The organism is Enterococcus sp. DIV1315a, assembly GCF_051712325.1.
Lineage (GTDB): Bacteria > Bacillota > Bacilli > Lactobacillales > Enterococcaceae > Enterococcus > Enterococcus faecalis.
The window spans coordinates 595,167-612,757 of the sequence record NZ_JBIOOS010000001.1; the positions used below are offsets into that span (position 1 = coordinate 595,167).

General features: G+C 36.9%; 16 protein-coding genes. 14 read left to right on the top strand and 2 right to left on the bottom strand.

The genetic code is table 11. The features are described 5' to 3' along the window. Positions 1 to 227: 227 nt before the first annotated feature. A complete protein-coding gene (gene cshA / locus IGJ03_RS02890; RefSeq protein WP_002355724.1) occupies positions 228 to 1,775 on the top strand; it encodes a degradosome RNA helicase CshA in 1,548 nt (515 codons plus the stop codon). A 60-nt stretch (positions 1,776 to 1,835) separates the two neighbouring features. Here the strand turns inward: cshA and IGJ03_RS02895 are convergent, their stop codons facing one another. Then, complete coding sequence (locus tag IGJ03_RS02895) at positions 1,836 to 2,102, bottom strand: hypothetical protein (RefSeq protein WP_002358791.1); 267 nt, start codon at positions 2,100 to 2,102, stop codon at positions 1,836 to 1,838. 304 nt (positions 2,103 to 2,406) lie between these two features. On the opposite strand from IGJ03_RS02895, the gene acpS reads away from it, so the two are divergent. From acpS to lepB, 7 genes are all read left to right on the top strand, one after another. Beyond that, complete coding sequence (gene acpS, locus IGJ03_RS02900; RefSeq protein ID WP_002355727.1) at positions 2,407 to 2,760, top strand: holo-ACP synthase; 354 nt, start codon at positions 2,407 to 2,409, stop codon at positions 2,758 to 2,760. A 29-nt stretch (positions 2,761 to 2,789) separates the two neighbouring features. Continuing rightward, complete coding sequence (gene alr, locus IGJ03_RS02905) at positions 2,790 to 3,905, top strand: alanine racemase (protein ID WP_375804916.1); 1,116 nt, start codon at positions 2,790 to 2,792, stop codon at positions 3,903 to 3,905. Between the two features lie 15 nt (positions 3,906 to 3,920). Further along, positions 3,921 to 4,298, top strand: a complete 378-nt coding sequence (locus IGJ03_RS02910) for a type II toxin-antitoxin system PemK/MazF family toxin (protein WP_002355729.1) — start codon at positions 3,921 to 3,923, stop codon at positions 4,296 to 4,298. 318 nt (positions 4,299 to 4,616) lie between these two features. Further along, positions 4,617 to 5,312, top strand: coding sequence for a hypothetical protein (locus IGJ03_RS02915; RefSeq protein ID WP_375804915.1), 696 nt, complete (start codon positions 4,617 to 4,619; stop codon positions 5,310 to 5,312). Positions 5,313 to 5,336: 24 nt separating this feature from the next. Then, a complete protein-coding gene (locus IGJ03_RS02920) occupies positions 5,337 to 6,632 on the top strand; it encodes a hypothetical protein (RefSeq protein ID WP_375804914.1) in 1,296 nt (431 codons plus the stop codon). Next, positions 6,613 to 6,939 (top strand): hypothetical protein, encoded by a 327-nt coding sequence (locus tag IGJ03_RS02925; protein ID WP_375804913.1) that lies wholly within the window; start codon positions 6,613 to 6,615, stop codon positions 6,937 to 6,939. The genes IGJ03_RS02920 and IGJ03_RS02925 overlap by 20 nt, the downstream gene beginning before the upstream one ends. Before the next feature lie 57 nt (positions 6,940 to 6,996). Next, a complete protein-coding gene (gene lepB / locus IGJ03_RS02930) occupies positions 6,997 to 7,746 on the top strand; it encodes a signal peptidase I (protein WP_179133765.1) in 750 nt (249 codons plus the stop codon). Positions 7,747 to 7,800: 54 nt separating this feature from the next. On the opposite strand, the gene IGJ03_RS02935 is transcribed toward lepB, so the two are convergent. Beyond that, a complete protein-coding gene (locus IGJ03_RS02935) occupies positions 7,801 to 9,279 on the bottom strand; it encodes a helix-turn-helix domain-containing protein (RefSeq protein WP_002364739.1) in 1,479 nt (492 codons plus the stop codon). Positions 9,280 to 9,452: 173 nt separating this feature from the next. Here IGJ03_RS02935 and IGJ03_RS02940 point away from each other — a divergent pair, with 173 nt between their 5' ends. The 6 genes from IGJ03_RS02940 to IGJ03_RS02965 all read left to right on the top strand — a co-directional run bounded on the left by IGJ03_RS02940 (position 9,453) and on the right by IGJ03_RS02965 (position 17,578). Further along, positions 9,453 to 10,205, top strand: a complete 753-nt coding sequence (locus IGJ03_RS02940; protein ID WP_375804912.1) for a tyrosine-protein phosphatase — start codon at positions 9,453 to 9,455, stop codon at positions 10,203 to 10,205. A 78-nt stretch (positions 10,206 to 10,283) separates the two neighbouring features. After that, positions 10,284 to 10,514 carry a hypothetical protein gene (locus tag IGJ03_RS02945; RefSeq protein ID WP_002355737.1) on the top strand — a complete coding sequence of 77 codons (231 nt, stop codon included), beginning with the start codon at positions 10,284 to 10,286 and terminating at the stop codon, positions 10,512 to 10,514. A 120-nt stretch (positions 10,515 to 10,634) separates the two neighbouring features. Then, positions 10,635 to 13,334: a YhgE/Pip family protein gene (locus IGJ03_RS02950; protein ID WP_429861447.1), complete on the top strand. Its 2,700-nt coding sequence runs from the start codon at positions 10,635 to 10,637 to the stop codon at positions 13,332 to 13,334. 220 nt (positions 13,335 to 13,554) lie between these two features. After that, positions 13,555 to 14,724: a cation diffusion facilitator family transporter gene (locus IGJ03_RS02955; protein WP_002386999.1), complete on the top strand. Its 1,170-nt coding sequence runs from the start codon at positions 13,555 to 13,557 to the stop codon at positions 14,722 to 14,724. Positions 14,725 to 14,947: 223 nt separating this feature from the next. Further along, positions 14,948 to 15,403: an IS200/IS605 family transposase gene (gene tnpA / locus IGJ03_RS02960; RefSeq protein WP_010712524.1), complete on the top strand. Its 456-nt coding sequence runs from the start codon at positions 14,948 to 14,950 to the stop codon at positions 15,401 to 15,403. A gap of 351 nt (positions 15,404 to 15,754) precedes the next feature. Continuing rightward, a complete protein-coding gene (locus IGJ03_RS02965) occupies positions 15,755 to 17,578 on the top strand; it encodes an APC family permease (protein WP_002379167.1) in 1,824 nt (607 codons plus the stop codon). Positions 17,579 to 17,591: the final 13 nt, after the last annotated feature.

Consider the following 17,591-nt stretch of genomic DNA (forward strand, 5'->3'; position numbering starts at 1 on the left):
TGAATCGTAGTAAATAAAATAGATCTATTTCTATGTTTAATAATAAATGTGAAGCTGAACGACCACGTTTGGCTTTTCTAATGCCATAAGGTGAATTTTTCGGTGAAATCAGGAAAGAAGAAATAGTTGGCACACTATAATGGATTTCTTTTTAACAACTGAAAGTGAAGACACCTGAAACTAGGAAGAAATCGTTCTTTCCGAAACAAAATCTAGGAGGATATCATTTGAAATTTAAAGAACTTGGTTTAGCGCCAGAATTATTATCAGCGGTAGAACGCGCAGGCTTCGAGGAAGCAACCCCTATTCAATCAGAAACAATTCCGTTAGCGTTAGCAGGAAAAGACGTAATCGGACAAGCACAAACAGGAACAGGGAAAACCGCTGCTTTTGGCTTACCAATGCTTAACAAAATTGACGCAGACAACCGCGTTATTCAAGGATTAGTCATTGCACCAACCCGTGAGTTGGCTATCCAAACACAAGAAGAGTTATTCCGTTTAGGCCGCGATAAAAAGATTCGCGTCCAAGCCGTTTACGGTGGGGCTGATATCGGTCGCCAAATCCGTGGACTAAAAGATCGTCCACATATCGTTGTAGGTACACCAGGACGTTTACTAGACCATATTAATCGTCGTACCTTGAAATTAGAAACTGTTGAAACATTAGTTTTAGACGAAGCAGATGAAATGTTAAACATGGGCTTCTTGGAAGACATTGAAAAAATCATCTCACAAGTGCCAGAACAACGTCAAACACTTCTATTTTCAGCAACTATGCCGCCAGCAATCAAGAATATTGGCGTGAAATTCATGAAACAACCAGAACATGTGAAGATTAAAGCCAAAGAAATGACGGCTGATTTAATTGATCAATATTATGTACGTTCAAAAGACTTTGAAAAATTTGACATTATGACACGTTTACTAGACGTGCAAACCCCAGAATTGACCATTGTCTTTGGTCGGACAAAACGCCGTGTTGATGAACTTGCCCGCGGGTTAGAAGCGCGTGGTTACAAAGCAGAAGGCATCCATGGCGACCTATCACAACAAAAACGGATGAGCGTTTTACGTTCATTCAAAAATGGTAACTTAGATATCTTAGTGGCAACAGATGTAGCAGCACGTGGGTTAGATATTTCAGGTGTCACCCATGTCTATAACTACGATATTCCACAAGATCCAGAAAGTTATGTTCACCGTATTGGTCGGACAGGTCGTGCTGGTAAAGGTGGTATGTCTGTGACGTTTGTAACACCAAACGAAATGGGTTACTTACATGTCATCGAAAACCTAACGAAAAAACGGATGACACCATTACGTCCACCAACCGAAAAAGAAGCATTTAAAGGACAATTAAGTGCAGCTGTTGAAACCATCGAAAGTGATCTAGAAGAAAATGGTTTAGACAAATATCTAGAATCTGCTGAAGCGTTATTAGAAAAATATTCAGCGACAGACTTAGCTGCGTTATTATTAAAAACAGTAGCGAAAGATCCAGCAGATGCGGTTCCTGTAAAAATTACCCCAGAACGACCATTGCCTTCAAATAAAAAAGGCTTTAACAAAAATGGCCGTGGTGGTGGCGGTGGGAACAACCGTAATCGCAACCGTGGTGGCAATGGTAAAGGTGGCAGCTATCGTGGCAACAAAAACCATAAAGATGGCGACCGTAATTACAAAAATAGCGACCGCAAAAATAAAGATCAACGTGGCGGCAAACGTCATAACGATAAAAAACGTGGTTTCGTCATTCGCGAAAACGCCAAATAATCAAAAGAGCGAGTGTTCCATCTATGAACGGAACACTCGCTCTTTTTTGGTAGATAATCGTTAAATAGAAAAACTTAAAAAAAGTAAAAAAGGCATCAAAATGATATAGAAAAAGAAAAACGCCAAAATTATCCAAGTTTTCAACGGGGAAGTTAGATTGAAGAGTTTCATTTTTTGTTGTAGCAAATGAATGGTTACGATCCAAACCAGTTGCAAGAGAAAAAATAGGCTGGGATTTTTAAAGAAGATTGGAAATATGTAGAGCAACAAAGTAAAAATAAATAGGGCGCAACGAAGTAACTTTTTTTGCCGAGAAGTTAAAGTCATACATTTTTCTCCTTTTTCTTTTTATTCTCCCATAAGTAGCCAAAATTTTATATAAAATATCAGAACATCCGCTTAGTTTCCTGATTTTTTTCCGATACTTCTTAGTTGTTGTCTTACTTTTATAAAAATTCAGAAAAATTTTATAAAAATGTAAATAGGAAGAAAACGTATGGTACTTCAATTTGTGTGAGGATCTTGTAAAACATTCTTTATTTTTTTAGCGAATCAGTGGAAAAATTTTGAAATTTTGTTAAAATGAAAGGTAATTCGGAGTAACTATATTAAATAGGAAGTAAGGCGGAAAATGATAAAGGGAATTGGTATTGACGCAGTAGAATTAAGTCGGATAAAACCGATTGTTGAAAAACAAGGATCATTTATTCAACGGGTTTTAACACCTAACGAATTGACCCTTTTTGAAAAGTTATCTACAAAACGTCAAATAGAATTTTTAGCTGGTCGTTTTGCTTGTAAAGAAGCGTTCTCTAAAGCATGGGGCACAGGGATTGGTAAAGTTGGTTTACAAGATATTGAGGTGCTGACTGAAAAAACAGGTGCACCATACGTAGCAAACTCGCCCCATAATGGTAAAGTGTTTGTCTCGATTACGCACACAGATACTATGGCGATTGCACAAATTGTTTTAGAAAGCGAATAATAGAAGCAACGAAGAAAGAAGGATGTACAATGGTCGTTGGATGGCATCGTCCTACACGGTTACATATCGATACGCAAGCAATTACTGAAAATGTCCAAAAGGAATGTCAACGTTTGCCAGAAGGAACCGCTTTATTTGCGGTTGTAAAAGCGAACGGCTATGGGCATGGCGCCGTAGAATCCGCTAAAGCGGCGAAAAAAGGTGGCGCGACAGGTTTTTGTGTCGCCTTATTGGATGAAGCAATTGAATTGAGAGAAGCAGGTGTTCAGGACCCCATTTTAATTTTGAGTGTGGTAGACTTAGCTTATGTGCCTTTGTTGATTCAATATGATTTGTCTGTAACGGTAGCTACACAAGAATGGTTAGAAGCTGCTCTTCAACAACTAACGCCTGAGAGTAACACGCCATTACGTGTTCACTTAAAAGTCGATACTGGCATGGGACGGATTGGCTTTTTAACCCCGGAAGAGACTAAGCAAGCAGTGCGGTTTGTTCAATCCCACAAAGAATTTTTATGGGAAGGGATTTTTACTCATTTTTCAACAGCTGATGAAATCGATGCAAGCTATTTTGAAAAACAAGCAGGGCGTTTTAAGGCTGTTCTAGCAGTTTTAGAAGAGTTACCTCGGTATGTCCATGTTAGCAATAGTGCGACAGCGTTATGGCATCCTGATGTGCCAGGAAACATGATTCGCTATGGGGTAGCCATGTATGGATTGAACCCTTCAGGTAATAAGCTTGCCCCAAGCTATGGGTTAAAGCCGGCCTTACGTTTGACCAGTGAACTTATCCATGTAAAACGCTTAGCGGCTGGTGAAGGGATTGGCTATGGCGAAACCTACGTAACTGAAGCTGAAGAATGGATTGGGACAGTGCCAATCGGCTATGCAGATGGCTGGTTGCGTCATCTCCAAGGATTTACAGTGCTCGTGAATGGTAAGCGTTGCGAAATCGTCGGACGAGTGTGTATGGATCAATGTATGATTCGTTTAGCAGAAGAAGTTCCTGTCGGCTCAGTCGTTACATTAGTTGGAAAAGATGGCAATGAAGAAAATACGTTACAAATGGTAGCCGAAAAATTAGAAACCATTCATTATGAAGTTGCATGTACTTTCTCACAAAGAATCCCCAGAGAATATAACTAGATAGGAGGTTCCACTATGGTCAAACGCGGAGATATTTATTTTGCAGACCTTTCCCCAGTAGTGGGCTCGGAACAAGGTGGCGTCAGACCTGTCCTTGTTGTCCAAAATAACTTAGGTAATCATTTTAGCCCAACGATTATCGTTGCGGCGATCACAGCCAAAATGGCAAAGCCAAAATTGCCAACACATATCGGGATTAATTCTGATGAAACGGGCATTGAAAAAGATTCAGTGATTCTTTTAGAGCAGATTCGAACAATCGATAAGGGTCGCTTGAAAGAAAAAGTTTGTCATTTGAGACTTGATATTATGGAAGAAGTTGATCGTGCCTTAGGCATCAGTGTTGGACTTAGTAGCGATTCAGCCCCAGCAAAAGCAAATTCAGCTACATAAAGAACGATAGCTACTATGAAATCAACAAAGACGAATTGGATTTTTAAAAAAGCAACTGATTGAATTTGGTTCGCTAAACATAGTTTGAGTAAAAGCGAGAGGGATAGCCAAGTGGCATCTCTCTTTTTTTGTTTTATATTTTAAAAATTAAAATATAAATATAAAATATAAAATTTTATCATTGTATTTTAAATAAAGTTGTTGGCAAGGCTCAAACGGAATGTTACAATCAATACTATATAGAGTTTTTAAAGAGCGTAACAGGTGATTTTACAAGTTTTGATTGTCAAGCGATGACATAAAGGAGATTATATTTGTATGATGATTGTTGTACTTTTAATGAGTAGTTGCTTATTTTTATTTGTAAGCTATCAATTGTATTTGCGATTACTTGTCGAAAAACTGGATTCAGAGGACCGGACATTAAAGAGGAAAATAAATTTCTATAAGTATCAGAAAAATAGTCGTTTAATGATTTATTTATTGTTTAGTGTTTGTCTACTTAGCGTATTATTGTTAGGAATTGTTTATACATATTATCAATTAAATCAACGAAATATCCGCATGGAACAACGGATCGAGCGTTTGGCACAAGGCCAAGCTACTCAAGGTTACAAAATAAAAAAACAAGCGATTAAAAAAACAGCCTTAAATCAGTTTCCCTGGAAGCAAGCTGTTTCGGCAGAATCGGCCGCTGTCTTGACGAATTATGAATTACAATTAGCGCGTGAATGGCGTCCTTACCTCGGAGAGACGAGTATCACAATAATTAGAAGTGAAAAAACACAAACCTTGACACTGTCTGTTTTTTCAGTTGGCTTAAGTTACCATGAATTTCAAACAGGCCAAGACAATATTGTAGCACTTATTGCAGCGTTGAATTCAGTTAAAGAAATTACCATGATTGATTTTAATTTTACTTATCGAGATCAAGAGCAAACCCTTGTCAAATCCATTGATACGTATGCTCGTGAGACGCTTGAAACAAATTTGGAGCCTGTCGTGATTAGTTAAAAGGACGAGAGAAAGGACATATAGATGACAAAAAGACGTTTAATCAAAAAAATTAAAGATATTTCGGATGATACGCTTGAAAAAGAAGTCTTTTTTCAGCCAGGATTCGAACCAGAAAAAATAATTAGCGGAATCAAACCAGAACAACAGGAAAAAGAAATGGCGACGTTAAGAGAAAGGCTCGCCTACTATCAGAAAAAAGAAACAGCCTTTAAAAAACTTCAAGAAGAAAATGAGCAATTAAAGAACCAACAAGAAACGGAAAAACAAGCATTAGAAGAAAAAAATCAGTCATTACTTGAAATACTAAATCAAAAAGAACATGAAATTTTTGAATTGGAAGAGCAACTGGAAACGAACAGTGAGACCACGACAGAGGCTACCACTCTTCAAACAAATCTGCAAAATGCAGAAAAACAATTAACCACTGTACATAATCAAATGGAACGTTTAGAAAGTGAATTAACGCAGCAAGTGGCAGAATTAGAAAAAGAATCGGCTGAACAGCAACAACATATCCAGACATTACACAACCAGTTAGCAGAAGAAAAAGGAAAGTTGGAGAAAAAAGGGGATATTACAGGAATGGAAAAGCAAGTAGAAACGTTAACGACAGAATTAGAAGAAAGCACAACGACTCAACAAGCATTGCAGGAACAAATTGAAAAACTAACTGTACAATTACAAAAAGTAGAAGCCGAAAAACAAACCTTACAAGAGGCTGCCCAACAAGAAGTGATTGTGCAACAACGCATGGAGGAGTTAAAGAATGAGCTTCAAAATAGTTTACAGCAAAAAAATGAAGCAGAAGTAAAACTAGGTCGACTACAAGGTGTCAATGACAAACATCTTGCTGAAAAGCAAGTTTACGAAGGGGAATTAGCTGCTCTAAGAAAAGAAGTAGAGGCCAAAGAAGACAGTTTAGAACAAGTTCAAAAAGAATTGAAGACACTACAAGCCGTTTCAAAAAATATTGAACCGAGTAGTGAGCAGTTAACAGAACTGCTACGCGCAAAACAGCAAATTAACGATTTATTAATGAAAAATCAGCAATTACAAGAAGAGGCTTTAAAATCGCAACAAGAAATTGGCGAAGTGATGGTTTCTGCCAAAAAAGAAGCCAATCGGATTGTTAATGAAGCGAAAGTAGAAGCAAAACACCTAATCAATTCCGCAGAATTAGAAATGTTAAATATTGGTAACCGAGCGAAAAGTATTTCGAATGAAGTCGAAGCATCAAAAGTAGAAGTACTTGAGATTTATCGCGAATTAGAGGAACGTTTAACTAAACTGACACGTCTTGAACAAGATAACTATTAATAAAATGGTCAGTAAAAAGTTAATGGGAGCAAGGAAACTACATTGTCTTGGGGTCCTTTTTTTAGCTGTTACATTAAGTAGCTCCGCAGAACGATTACAGGCTGCTGTTGTCTCAAAGGAAGAGCAGTCGCTAAGTCAACCGCTTGTCAGGAAAAACATCGTAACAGAGAAGAGCGAATATCTTGTAGAAGCAAATCAAAGTATTTGGGAGCTGGCACAAGATGCGCAGAAACCATTGAATCAGTTTATGAAGGAAAACCAGTTACGTAGTAGCTATATTAAAAAAGGAACGCAATTAGTTAAATAGAAAAAAGGAGCAAGAAAGGAAATGTTTATTTAAGAAGCTTTTCCTTTTAAGAAAACGATGGAAGAATGGATAAAGCCCGTTATGCGAACAATTCGCCACATTAAGCGCGCCTTCTTGAAGCAAAAGTTGCCTGCGACATATCAGCTAAAAAAGCAAAAGGCTAACACAGCAATGGAATATTTGCTTGAGCAAACAGATAACCATCAATCAATAAGAGGACCGCAAAGAAAAATGACCGCTGAAGAGATTAAAAAAAAGCGGCAAGCCTACCAAAAGAAACAACGCATCCAAGTCGTTAAATTTTTTATGCCAGCTATTCTTTTCGCCATTTTTGTGTTCTTTTTTGTGTTAAAGACATCTAGCTACCCAATTGCTGGGCAATCCATGAAGCCGACACTTAACGCAGGGGAACGAGTCTTAGTACAACGGACGAAGCAAGTAACAAGGTACGATGTGATTGCATTTAAAGCACCGCTAGCTAGCAAAGGTACGTACGTCAAGCGAATTATCGGGGTTCCTGGTGATCGAATTTGGGTAAACGAGGGAAAACTTTATCTTTCAGAAGAACCTATAGCAAGCGATAATGAGGTACTGCCTGAGAATGCCAGTCGTTTTGACTTATCAGAAGAAGCAGCAGCCCAATTTCGCCTGTTTCAGAAGATTCCAGCCGGTCATTACTTTGTCTTAGGGGACAATCGTACGCATTCAAGTGATAGTCGTACGTTCGGCTTTGTCGAGATACAAGCGATTGAAGGAATCGTGGTGTTTAAAATGGCGCCGTTTAAGGAAATAGGGAAAGTAAAATAAAAAGCTTAAGTCAGCCATCTGAGAGTAGGGCACTTAAGCTTTTTTTATTAGAGATTATTTGCCCAATAACAATTGAATGATTTTTTCAATTGATTGTAGGTCGTAACGATTACTAATATCCGAAAAAATATAGTAATGGTCATACTGGGCAACGAGCTGTTCATTATTGGTATTCATTAAAAGCAAATCATAATGGTTTTCTGCGTTGTAAGGCTCAATTTTCAGCGGATATTTTCCAGCGATACTCTGTTGTATTTTTTGTGCTACCAACTCGCTATATGCACTGCTCAGTGAGTGATAAACACCAATCGTTATTTTTTTTTCATTTAATTCAGCAATGTGATTCAAAATAAGTGTATAATTAATTTCAGTAAATTGATTTTGGTACTTAGAAGCAGTGGCTTTTGTGGCAAAGTTCGTTGTAGCGATCTCCACTAATTCGTAAACTTCACTTTCGCTAAAAGGATGACGTACGACTTTCAAAAGTGACTGAATTGTCCAATAATCAAAGGGTAAAATAAATCCTGAAAAATAATAGAGTTGCGCATGTAATTGGAAAAGTAAATTTTCAATATAAAGTAGCCGAATAGGCAGCACGTAATGGGATAAATAACCACGTGCTTTAAGGTACGTTAAAATGACCCGGTTCATTTCGTTAAGATACGTTTTTTCAATTCGTTGTTGTTTTGCTAAACGAAAGGCGAAAGCAGCATTCGCAGAATAATTATGCATGGAACAAAAAAAGTCATAAAACATATAGGCTTCGTTGATTGTATATGGACGGTCGATTCTTTTCATATATGTATGTATAGATAAATTAATTTCTTCAAATAAAGGTCGATCGAGTTGGACATCATGTGGACTAATCGTTGGCAGGGGTTCTAAAACCATGCGACGAAAAGAAATTTTCATCCAAAGTTTAATTTGGAGAATTTCTGTATGGTCAAAGGTAATTCTGGGGATTTCTTGTAATATCTCGATTAATCCTAGGTATTGATTGGCCAGTTCTTTTTCTAAATCTGTTTTTTCTTCAAAGATAAACCAGAAAAAATTAAAAAAGAAAAAGCGAATTTGTTTTTCTTCGCCGACAAGTTTTCCTCGTTTGATACGTAAATTAAACTCATTGAGTAAGTCATTTAATTCAACAATTTTTCGATAATAGGTAGCAGAGCTAATGGCATAATTCTGTTGGAAATACCCGCCATTTATTTCATTTTTATGGAAGAGTTGCTGGACCATGTGAAACTTAATAGATTTATCTAAGAACAACATGATCATTGCTTTCATGGAAAAGGTAGGCGCTTTATTTAGATATAGAGTGTCACCTAATACTGTTAAGGTGAGGTTTTCTTGAAGTTGCTCTTCTTTCAAAAATTGCTCTAAAAAAGAAAGATACTCATTCAATGTTGGTAAACTAATATTGAAAAAATCTACTAATTCATTTCGTGTCGCTTGACCTTTATTATTATATAGGAACAATAAAATATCATTCATATAATCATAAGGCTTTTCTAAAAAATCTCGTTTTAGCATCGTTACTCACCTCTCTTTTAAGAATACTGTATCTATGATAAAATGGCAATAAACAACTGATAAAAAGATTGTTTTTTGAGGTGTTTTTTATTATCGTTGAGAAAAAGAAATAAAAAGAAAAAACAAAGTATTTAAATGATAACAAAATAATTAAAATGAAGGAGCGATAGAACATGAACAGCGTGGTGAACTTTAGAGATATTGGAGGATTTCCAACGCAACAAGGCACAGTTGTCAAGACAGGGCATTTTTTTCGGAGTGGTGAACTCGTCCATGTTGCACAAGCGGATCAACAGAAACTGGTAGAGGACTATCAAATTAAACGAATCTATGATTTTAGAAGTGCAGCGGAAACGCAAGAACGACCAGATGATTCAATTCAAGGAACCAACTATCTACATATAGATATTTTGGCCGATATTCAGGCGCAGACTGCTTCATTAGAAGGAATGCTTAAAACGGTTGGTTCACCCGATGCAGCAATGGACATGGCTTATAAAGAAATGGTTCTTTCCAATTCGGGGCGCAAAGGTTACCAAACATTTTTTGAAAACTTTTTAAGTTATCCACAGGAAGCTATTTTATTTCATTGTTTCGCAGGAAAAGATCGAACAGGAATCGGCGCAGCCTTGATATTAAGTGCTTTAGGTGTGGAACATTCTTATATTTTAGAAGATTATTTAAAGACGAACGAGCAAAGAAAAACCGCTAACGAGCAAATTATTGCGCAATATCAAGCAAATGGAACGCCTCCAGCAGAAATTCAACAATTAGAAACGCTACTTTATGTGAAAAAAGAGTACTTAGCGACCGCTTTACAGGCGATTGAAAAAGAATTTGGTTCGGTAGAGGGCTATTTAAAAGAGGGACTCGGCTTACCTTTATCCGCCAAAAAAGACATGCTAAGTCTGTATACAAAATCATAGATCCTAAAAAAAGGACTATCCTTTCTAAAAAAGAAGTTTTATAATAGAAAAGAATCTGTTTGTAAGGAGGGATAGGGAATGAAAGAAGGACAAGAACAATTCTTAACGTTCATACTAGATCGAACAAAAGAAGATAAAAAAGAAAAAATGCAAGCGCTACTTGCAGAAATGTTTGAACGCCAACAAACAGGCAAATTAGATAAAATGTACTTGATGACAAAAGCACCAAAACTTTTGGCTTATTTAAAACCAGAAGCCATTGATGAAGTTAAACAAGTCGTTTCGGAATTTTCTAAAAATATGAAATAAACAAACTTAGCTTGAACTTACGACATTTTAAAAATGTGTCGTAACATTCAAGCTTTTGTTTGTTATTCTCTTGTATTTTATGCTAAAGTTATTCAGGCACAAAAAAAAGCAGGTGATTTTATGAAACATATAAAAAATACATGGGAACTATTTATTTTAGATTGGAAAAGAATTTTTAAAAACCCAGTAGCAACATTTTTGATTGTTGCCTTAATGATTATTCCATCATTATATGCATGGTTTAACATTAAAGCACTATGGGATCCGTATTCAAATACAGGAGAGTTACCAATAGCGGTCTATAGTGATGACCAAACAGCAACTTTTCAAGATAAATCGGTCAATATTGGTGATGAAGTCTTGAAAAACTTGAAGAAAAACAAGCAATTAGGTTGGCGTTTTGTTGATTCGAAAAAGGAATTAGACAAAGGAGTCCAATCAGGAAAATATTTTGCCGGGATTTATTTACCTAAAGATTTTTCCAAGGATTTGCTAAGTTTTACTTCTGGTGATATCAATAAACCTAAAATTGAATACTCAATTAACGAAAAAATTAATGCAATTGCGCCGAAAATTACGTCAAAAGGCGCTTCTTCCATTCAGTCACAAATTTCGGAAGAATTCATTAAAACGGCAAGTAGTACGTTAATCAAAACATTCAATGATATTGGCTATGATATTGATAAAAACATGGTCAGCATTCAAAAAGTTAAGAGCATGATTTTAGATACAGATGCCAACATTGGAACCATTGACACGTACGCGAAACAAGTCACTGACTTACATGGTAAGATGCCTGAGCTAAAAGAAAAATTAGCGAAAGCCAACGATGCGATGAAATATTTACCTGAAGTTGATGCTTTAGGAGAGAAGATTGTTGAGCTAAATGGTAAAATGCCAAGCATCAAAGAACAAGCTAGTGTTATTTTGACGTTACAAGAAAAAATTCCAGAAATTCAAAACGCTGGCCGACAAATTGCTATGATTGATGAAGACTTTGCCTCTGTGGAACAAACAATGAGCGAAGGAATCCAAGAAGCAAAACAAGGATTAGAAATCATTCAACAAGTTCAAACGGCGTTACCAGATATTCGTAAACTAGGTGATCAAGCCAATGATTTAGGGAATGTCACATTAGATGGCGCCAATAAATTGCAAGAGGCGTTACCAAGCATTACGAATAGCGTTGAAGTTTCAATTCAGTCTTTAAAAACGATTAGTTCTAATATCAATTCGATAGCTGGCCAAATTGATCAACTAATTGCTGATAATGAGCTAACCCCAGAAGAGAGACAACAACTTGGTGAAATTGTTACTCGTTTTTCTGAAAGCTTGGAAAAACAAATTGCAGCAGCTAATCAGTTAATTGAAACATTAACTAAATTACAGGAAGCGGCGGGTAATGATAGTTTAGCAGGTCCCATTTCAAGACTGGAACATTTGGTTAAGGTTTTAACAGAACTTAAAAAACGAGTGGATGGTATTGATTTTAATGCAATAAGTGTTGACCAATTACGTGAAACTTTGAAAGATATTCAAGATTTCTCATCTACTATATCAGATATATTGCTGGATATTCATCCAGATGAAATTAGTAACACTGTTAATACAGTCACAAGTAAATTAATTGCTACCATCCAAAACGCTCAAGGTCAACTAAACAAAGCGCAACAAATTGACTTTGAAGGATTATTGAGCTCAACAAGTCAAACGGTCACTAATGCGATTTCTTTATTAGAAAAATATCAAGCCGAAATGCCGGCAATTAAACAAGAAATTCATGATGCGAATACGATGTTGAATGGCAATATGGAAACCATTGTCAATGGCATTAATCGTGGTGCTGATTTGTATAAAAACGATTTACCAGTCATTCAAGACAAAGTCAGCAAAGCGGCAGCCTTTATGCAAAATGACTATCCAGGTATCCGAAAAGATTTAACGAATACCTTGAAAACAGTCAATGAGAAAATGCCAGATGTTGAAGCGGCCTTAGACAAAGCCAACGAGCTGATTATTAATGATTGGCCAAATATCAAAACAGGATTACACAAAGCAGCGAATGCAATCCGTAAAGGTGAAAAAGAAGTTGATTTAGGTGAAATTCTTAAATTACTAAAATTAGATGCCAATAAAGAAAGTGACTTCTTTACACAACCAGTTGAAGTCAAAGAACATGCTGTTTATCCGATTGCTAATAATGGTTCGGCAAGTACCCCATTCTATACAGCTTTGTGTTTATGGGTTGGCGCTGTGTTATTCTCAAGTGTTGCGACAACAGATGTTTATCTTGAAGGAAAAGATAAAAAACGCTTTTCTAAACGGGAACAATTTTCAGCACGGATGTTTACCTTCATTGTCATGGGGATTGGTCAAGCACTGATTGTAACCTTAGGTAATTACTTTGCGTTAGGCGTAGATGTTCGTAATCCAGCGTATAGCGTCTGGTTTGCGGCATTGATTGCCATTACGTTTATGATAATGGTTTATGTGCTCGTTGCTCTCTTTGGCAATGTAGGGAAAGGAATTGCGATAATAATCTTGGTACTATCCATCTCTGGTGGGGGTGGGAACTACCCAATTCAAGTCTCAGGTAAATTCTTCCAAATGATTAATCCGTTCTTGCCGTTTACGCATGCCGTGAACTTGCTAAGGGAATCAGCAGGAGGCATTTACTGGCCAAATGCTTGGTTTGCCATTTGGATTATGGTGGGGATTTCAGTCGTCTTTAGTATTGGCGGCGCAATTCTTTATCCACATCTGGAACACAGATCGAAAAAATTTGCGGCTTTAGCACAAAAGAGCCATTTATTCCATTAAAAAACAAAAAGCTGAAAACGTCTCTAGCGTTTTCGGCTTTTTGTTTTTCTTTATTTTCAAGGTAACCCTAACAAAGAAGTTTTGGGGGCTCTTGCTTTTGACTTTTTGGCAATGCTAAATAATAAAATCTCCCTCAGAAAGTGAGGTTTTTTGTGTACAAATGTATAAAAAGGTTTTATAGTATTTTTTTAAGAAATAAAAAGTGGGTAGGGGTTGTAAAATGATTCAAGCATTGCTTCAACGATATGAGAAAAAAATTGAACGTCGTAAATTGGAAAAACGAACAGCATTCGGTGCTTTTGCCGGGCGGATTGGGCTTGTTTCTAATTTATTTTTATTCGTTAGTAAATTTATGATTGGCTTGCTTTCAGGTAGTGTTTCAATCATGGCAGATGCCATTAATAGCTTGTCCGATACTATTTCTTCAGTTTTAACATTAGTCGGTTTTTATATTGCTGGTAAGCCAGCGGATAAAGAACATCCCTATGGCCATGAACGTTTTGAATATATTAGTGGAATGCTTGTATCATTAGTGATTACGTTTATTGGGTTTGAGTTTCTAACGACCTCCGTGGATCGCATCCTGCATCCAGAATCAATCAAGGTGACACCCATTTTATTTGCTGTTTTAGCTTTATCAATTGGGATTAAAATTTGGCAAGGGCTGTTTTACAAAAAAGTATCAGCAAAAATTGATTCTCAAGCATTAGTTGCTTCTGCTAAGGATAGCTTTAATGATGTTTATACTACATTAGCTGTTTTGATTTCTGCATTTATTGAAGGCGTCACTGGTTTGCGAATTGATGGATATATTGGTTTTTTAATTGCTGCATATATTATTTATAGTGGCTTGCAGTTAATTCGCGAATTTATTAATGAGTTGATGGGCATGCGTCCGAGCCAAACAGAAATTGATGAAATGAAAAATGTCTTATCAAAAATGGAAACAATTGTAGGATATCACGATTTACTGATTCATAATTATGGTCCCAGCCAAACGTTTGCGTCTGTTCACATTGAAATTGATGATCGCTGGGATTTAAATAAAGCCCATCAGACAATCGATGCGATTGAAGCGAAGTTTAAAGAAGAATTGGATGTTAACCTTGTTTGTCATATTGATCCAGTGAATTTGTATGACCCAACACAACAATTTGTTCATCAAACAATCAAAAAGATTATTCGTTCTTTTGATGCGTCTTTAAAAGTCCATGATATCCGCTTAGTTACCCATGGTGAAGAGCCGAAGATTTTGTTCGACTTGGTTTTGCCTACAGAATCAAAATTATCTGAATTTGAACTGGGTGTGGAAATTCAACGGCAAGTTTATGAAAAAATTGGTCGTTATAAAGTGGAAATTACCTTCGATCATACGTACTTGTTACAATAAAAGGGAATAATTAACTAAGTTTTTAAGCGAGAGCCAAAAGGTCAAATAGACTTTTAGCTCTCGCTTTTTTGTTTATGACTTTAGTCAGTTGAAATCTCTAAAGAGATTCCGACAAAAAAACCACGCGTACTGCGCGTGGAGGCCAGAGCTTTAGCGATAAAAACTCCTTTCGATATAATAGATAAAGGCTACCAACCGTTATCAAATCGAAAGGAGTTTTTGAATGTCGAACGACGATAAAAGTTTAGCACATACTCGTTGGAATTGTAAGTATCATCTTGTGTTTACACCAAAATATAGAAGAAAAGTAATCTATGGTAAATTGAGGCGAGATATAGGGAAAATACTAAGGAAATTGTGTGAGATGAAAGAAGTCGAGATCATTGAAGCACATGCAATGCCCGACCATATCCATATGTTGGTAAGAATTCCGCCGAAGTTGAGTGTATCAGGTTTTATGGGTTTCTTAAAAGGAAGAAGTGCAGTAATCATTCATGAACGTCATGCGAATTTAAAATACAATTATGGAAATCGATCCTTTTGGTCAAAAGGCTATTATGTGAGCACTGTAGGATTGAACCAAAAAACGATAGCTAAGTATATACGAGAACAAGAAGCAGAAGATCGAGTAAGGGATAGTATAAACAAAAGAGAGTATAAAGATCCATTTAGGAAGTAACAACTAGATAAGAATAGAATGGTAGCGGTTGGCGGTCTCTAAAAAAAGCTCCCTTAAAGGGAGCAGCAGGTAGCGAGCTCTTCTAGGGCTATTAAAAAGCCACCCGCTATGCGGGTGGATATTTACTTAGAGAATGCAAATCCTTTTGTTATCTGGATTCTCTTGATAAGATAAAGGAAGTGGGGGACTTTAAATGAGTGTATGATTAAAAAAAGATGGTGATTTTTTTATCTTTTTCAGTAACAAAAATCAATTGACTTTTCATTGTGAGAAGCGTAGCATATGGATTTGTTTGATAAAAAATAATGAAAAAAGTGAGCGGGTCACTCTAGAGAAAAGGAGTAGAAAAAAATGGCGGATTTAAAACGACTGTTCATTGGGAAACCATTGAAATCAGCCGAAAATGATGAACATAAATTAAGCAGATTTGCAGCGCTTGCGTTGTTATCTTCTGATGCACTTTCATCCATTGCGTATGGTACAGAACAAATAGTGGTGGTTCTGGTTACTTTGTCGGCGGCTGCGATTTGGTATTCATTGCCAATTGCTGCATTTGTTATTATTTTACTTATTTCTTTAACATTGTCGTACCGACAAATTATTCATGCGTATCCGCATGGCGGCGGCGCATACGTTGTTAGTAGTGAAAACCTTGGCAGAAATGCAGGTTTATTGGCTGGTGGTTCGTTGTTAGTCGATTATATGCTAACAGTAGCCGTTTCAGTTTCAGCGGGCGCAGAGGCGATTATATCGGCGATTCCAGCGTTATATGGTCATCAAGTAGCAATTTCTATTGGGATTGTGATATTGATCACCTTAATGAACTTGAGAGGCCTGCGAGAATCTGCTTCGTTCTTAATGTTGCCAGTGTATAGTTTTATCGCAATTATTACCTTACTGATTGTTGTTGGGCTATTTAAAATTGTGACTGGCGCACAGCCATTGAATGCGACAGCTTTACCAGGAGCCGTGGTTCCAGGAATTTCTATTGCCTTGGTTTTACGGGCTTTTTCATCTGGTTCTTCTTCCTTAACAGGGGTCGAAGCAATCAGTAATGCAGTGCCATTCTTTAAGAAACCACGAGCAAAAAATGCTGCTGGGACGTTAGCGTTAATGGCAACGATTTTAGGGTTCTTCTTCGTGGGGATTACATTTATTAACTATTGGTATGGGATTGTACCAAAAGAAGAAGTGACAGTTCTTTCACAAATTGGGAAAGCGGTCTTTGGTCAAAATATTTTATATTATTTATTACAGTTTGCGACAGCCTTAATTTTAGCGGTTGCCGCTAACACAGGATTCTCAGCCTTTCCAGTTTTGGCTTATAACTTAGCCAAAGATAAGTTTATGCCGCATATGTATATGGATCGTGGCGACCGTTTGGGCTATTCAAATGGTATTTTAACTTTAGCTGCTGGTTCCATTGTTTTATTATTGATTTTCCAAGGTTCCACAGAACGTTTAATCCCATTGTATTCAATTGGTGTGTTTATTCCGTTTGCTTTGTCTCAATCGGGGATGGTTGTAAAATGGCGAAAAGAAACTAAAAATTGGTTGCCAAAATCAATTGCTAACATTGTCGGCGCCTTTATCTCTTTCGCGATTATCGCCATTTTGTTTATTTATCGATTAGGGGACATCTGGCCGTTCTTTATTATTATGCCGGTGTTGATTTATGCATTTTATCGGGTCAACACTCACTATAAAAATGTGGCGGAACAGCTACGTTTAGAAGATGGGGCACAGTTGCATGAGTTTGACGGGAATACAGTTATTGTTTTAGTAGGAAACGTAACCAAGGCAAATGTCGGCGCCTTGAACTATGCGCGTTCCATTGGTGATTATGTTGTTGCCATGCATGTCTCAATGGATGAAAACGTTGAGAAGGAAAAAGAAATTCAGGAAGAGTTTAAAAAACACTTCCCGGACGTTCGTCTATCAATTGTCCATTCTTCGTATCGTTCCCTGCAAAACCCTATCTTACGTTATGTTGATTTGGTTAGTAAAAATGCCACGAAGCATAACTACAGTACAACAGTTTTAGTACCACAATTTGTACCAAATAAACGTTGGCAAAATATTTTGCATAACCAAACAAGTTTACGCTTGCGGATTCGTTTAGCGTGGCGGGAAAATATTATTGTGGCTACCTATAGTTATCACTTGAAAAAATAAAAAAAAGTCTGCC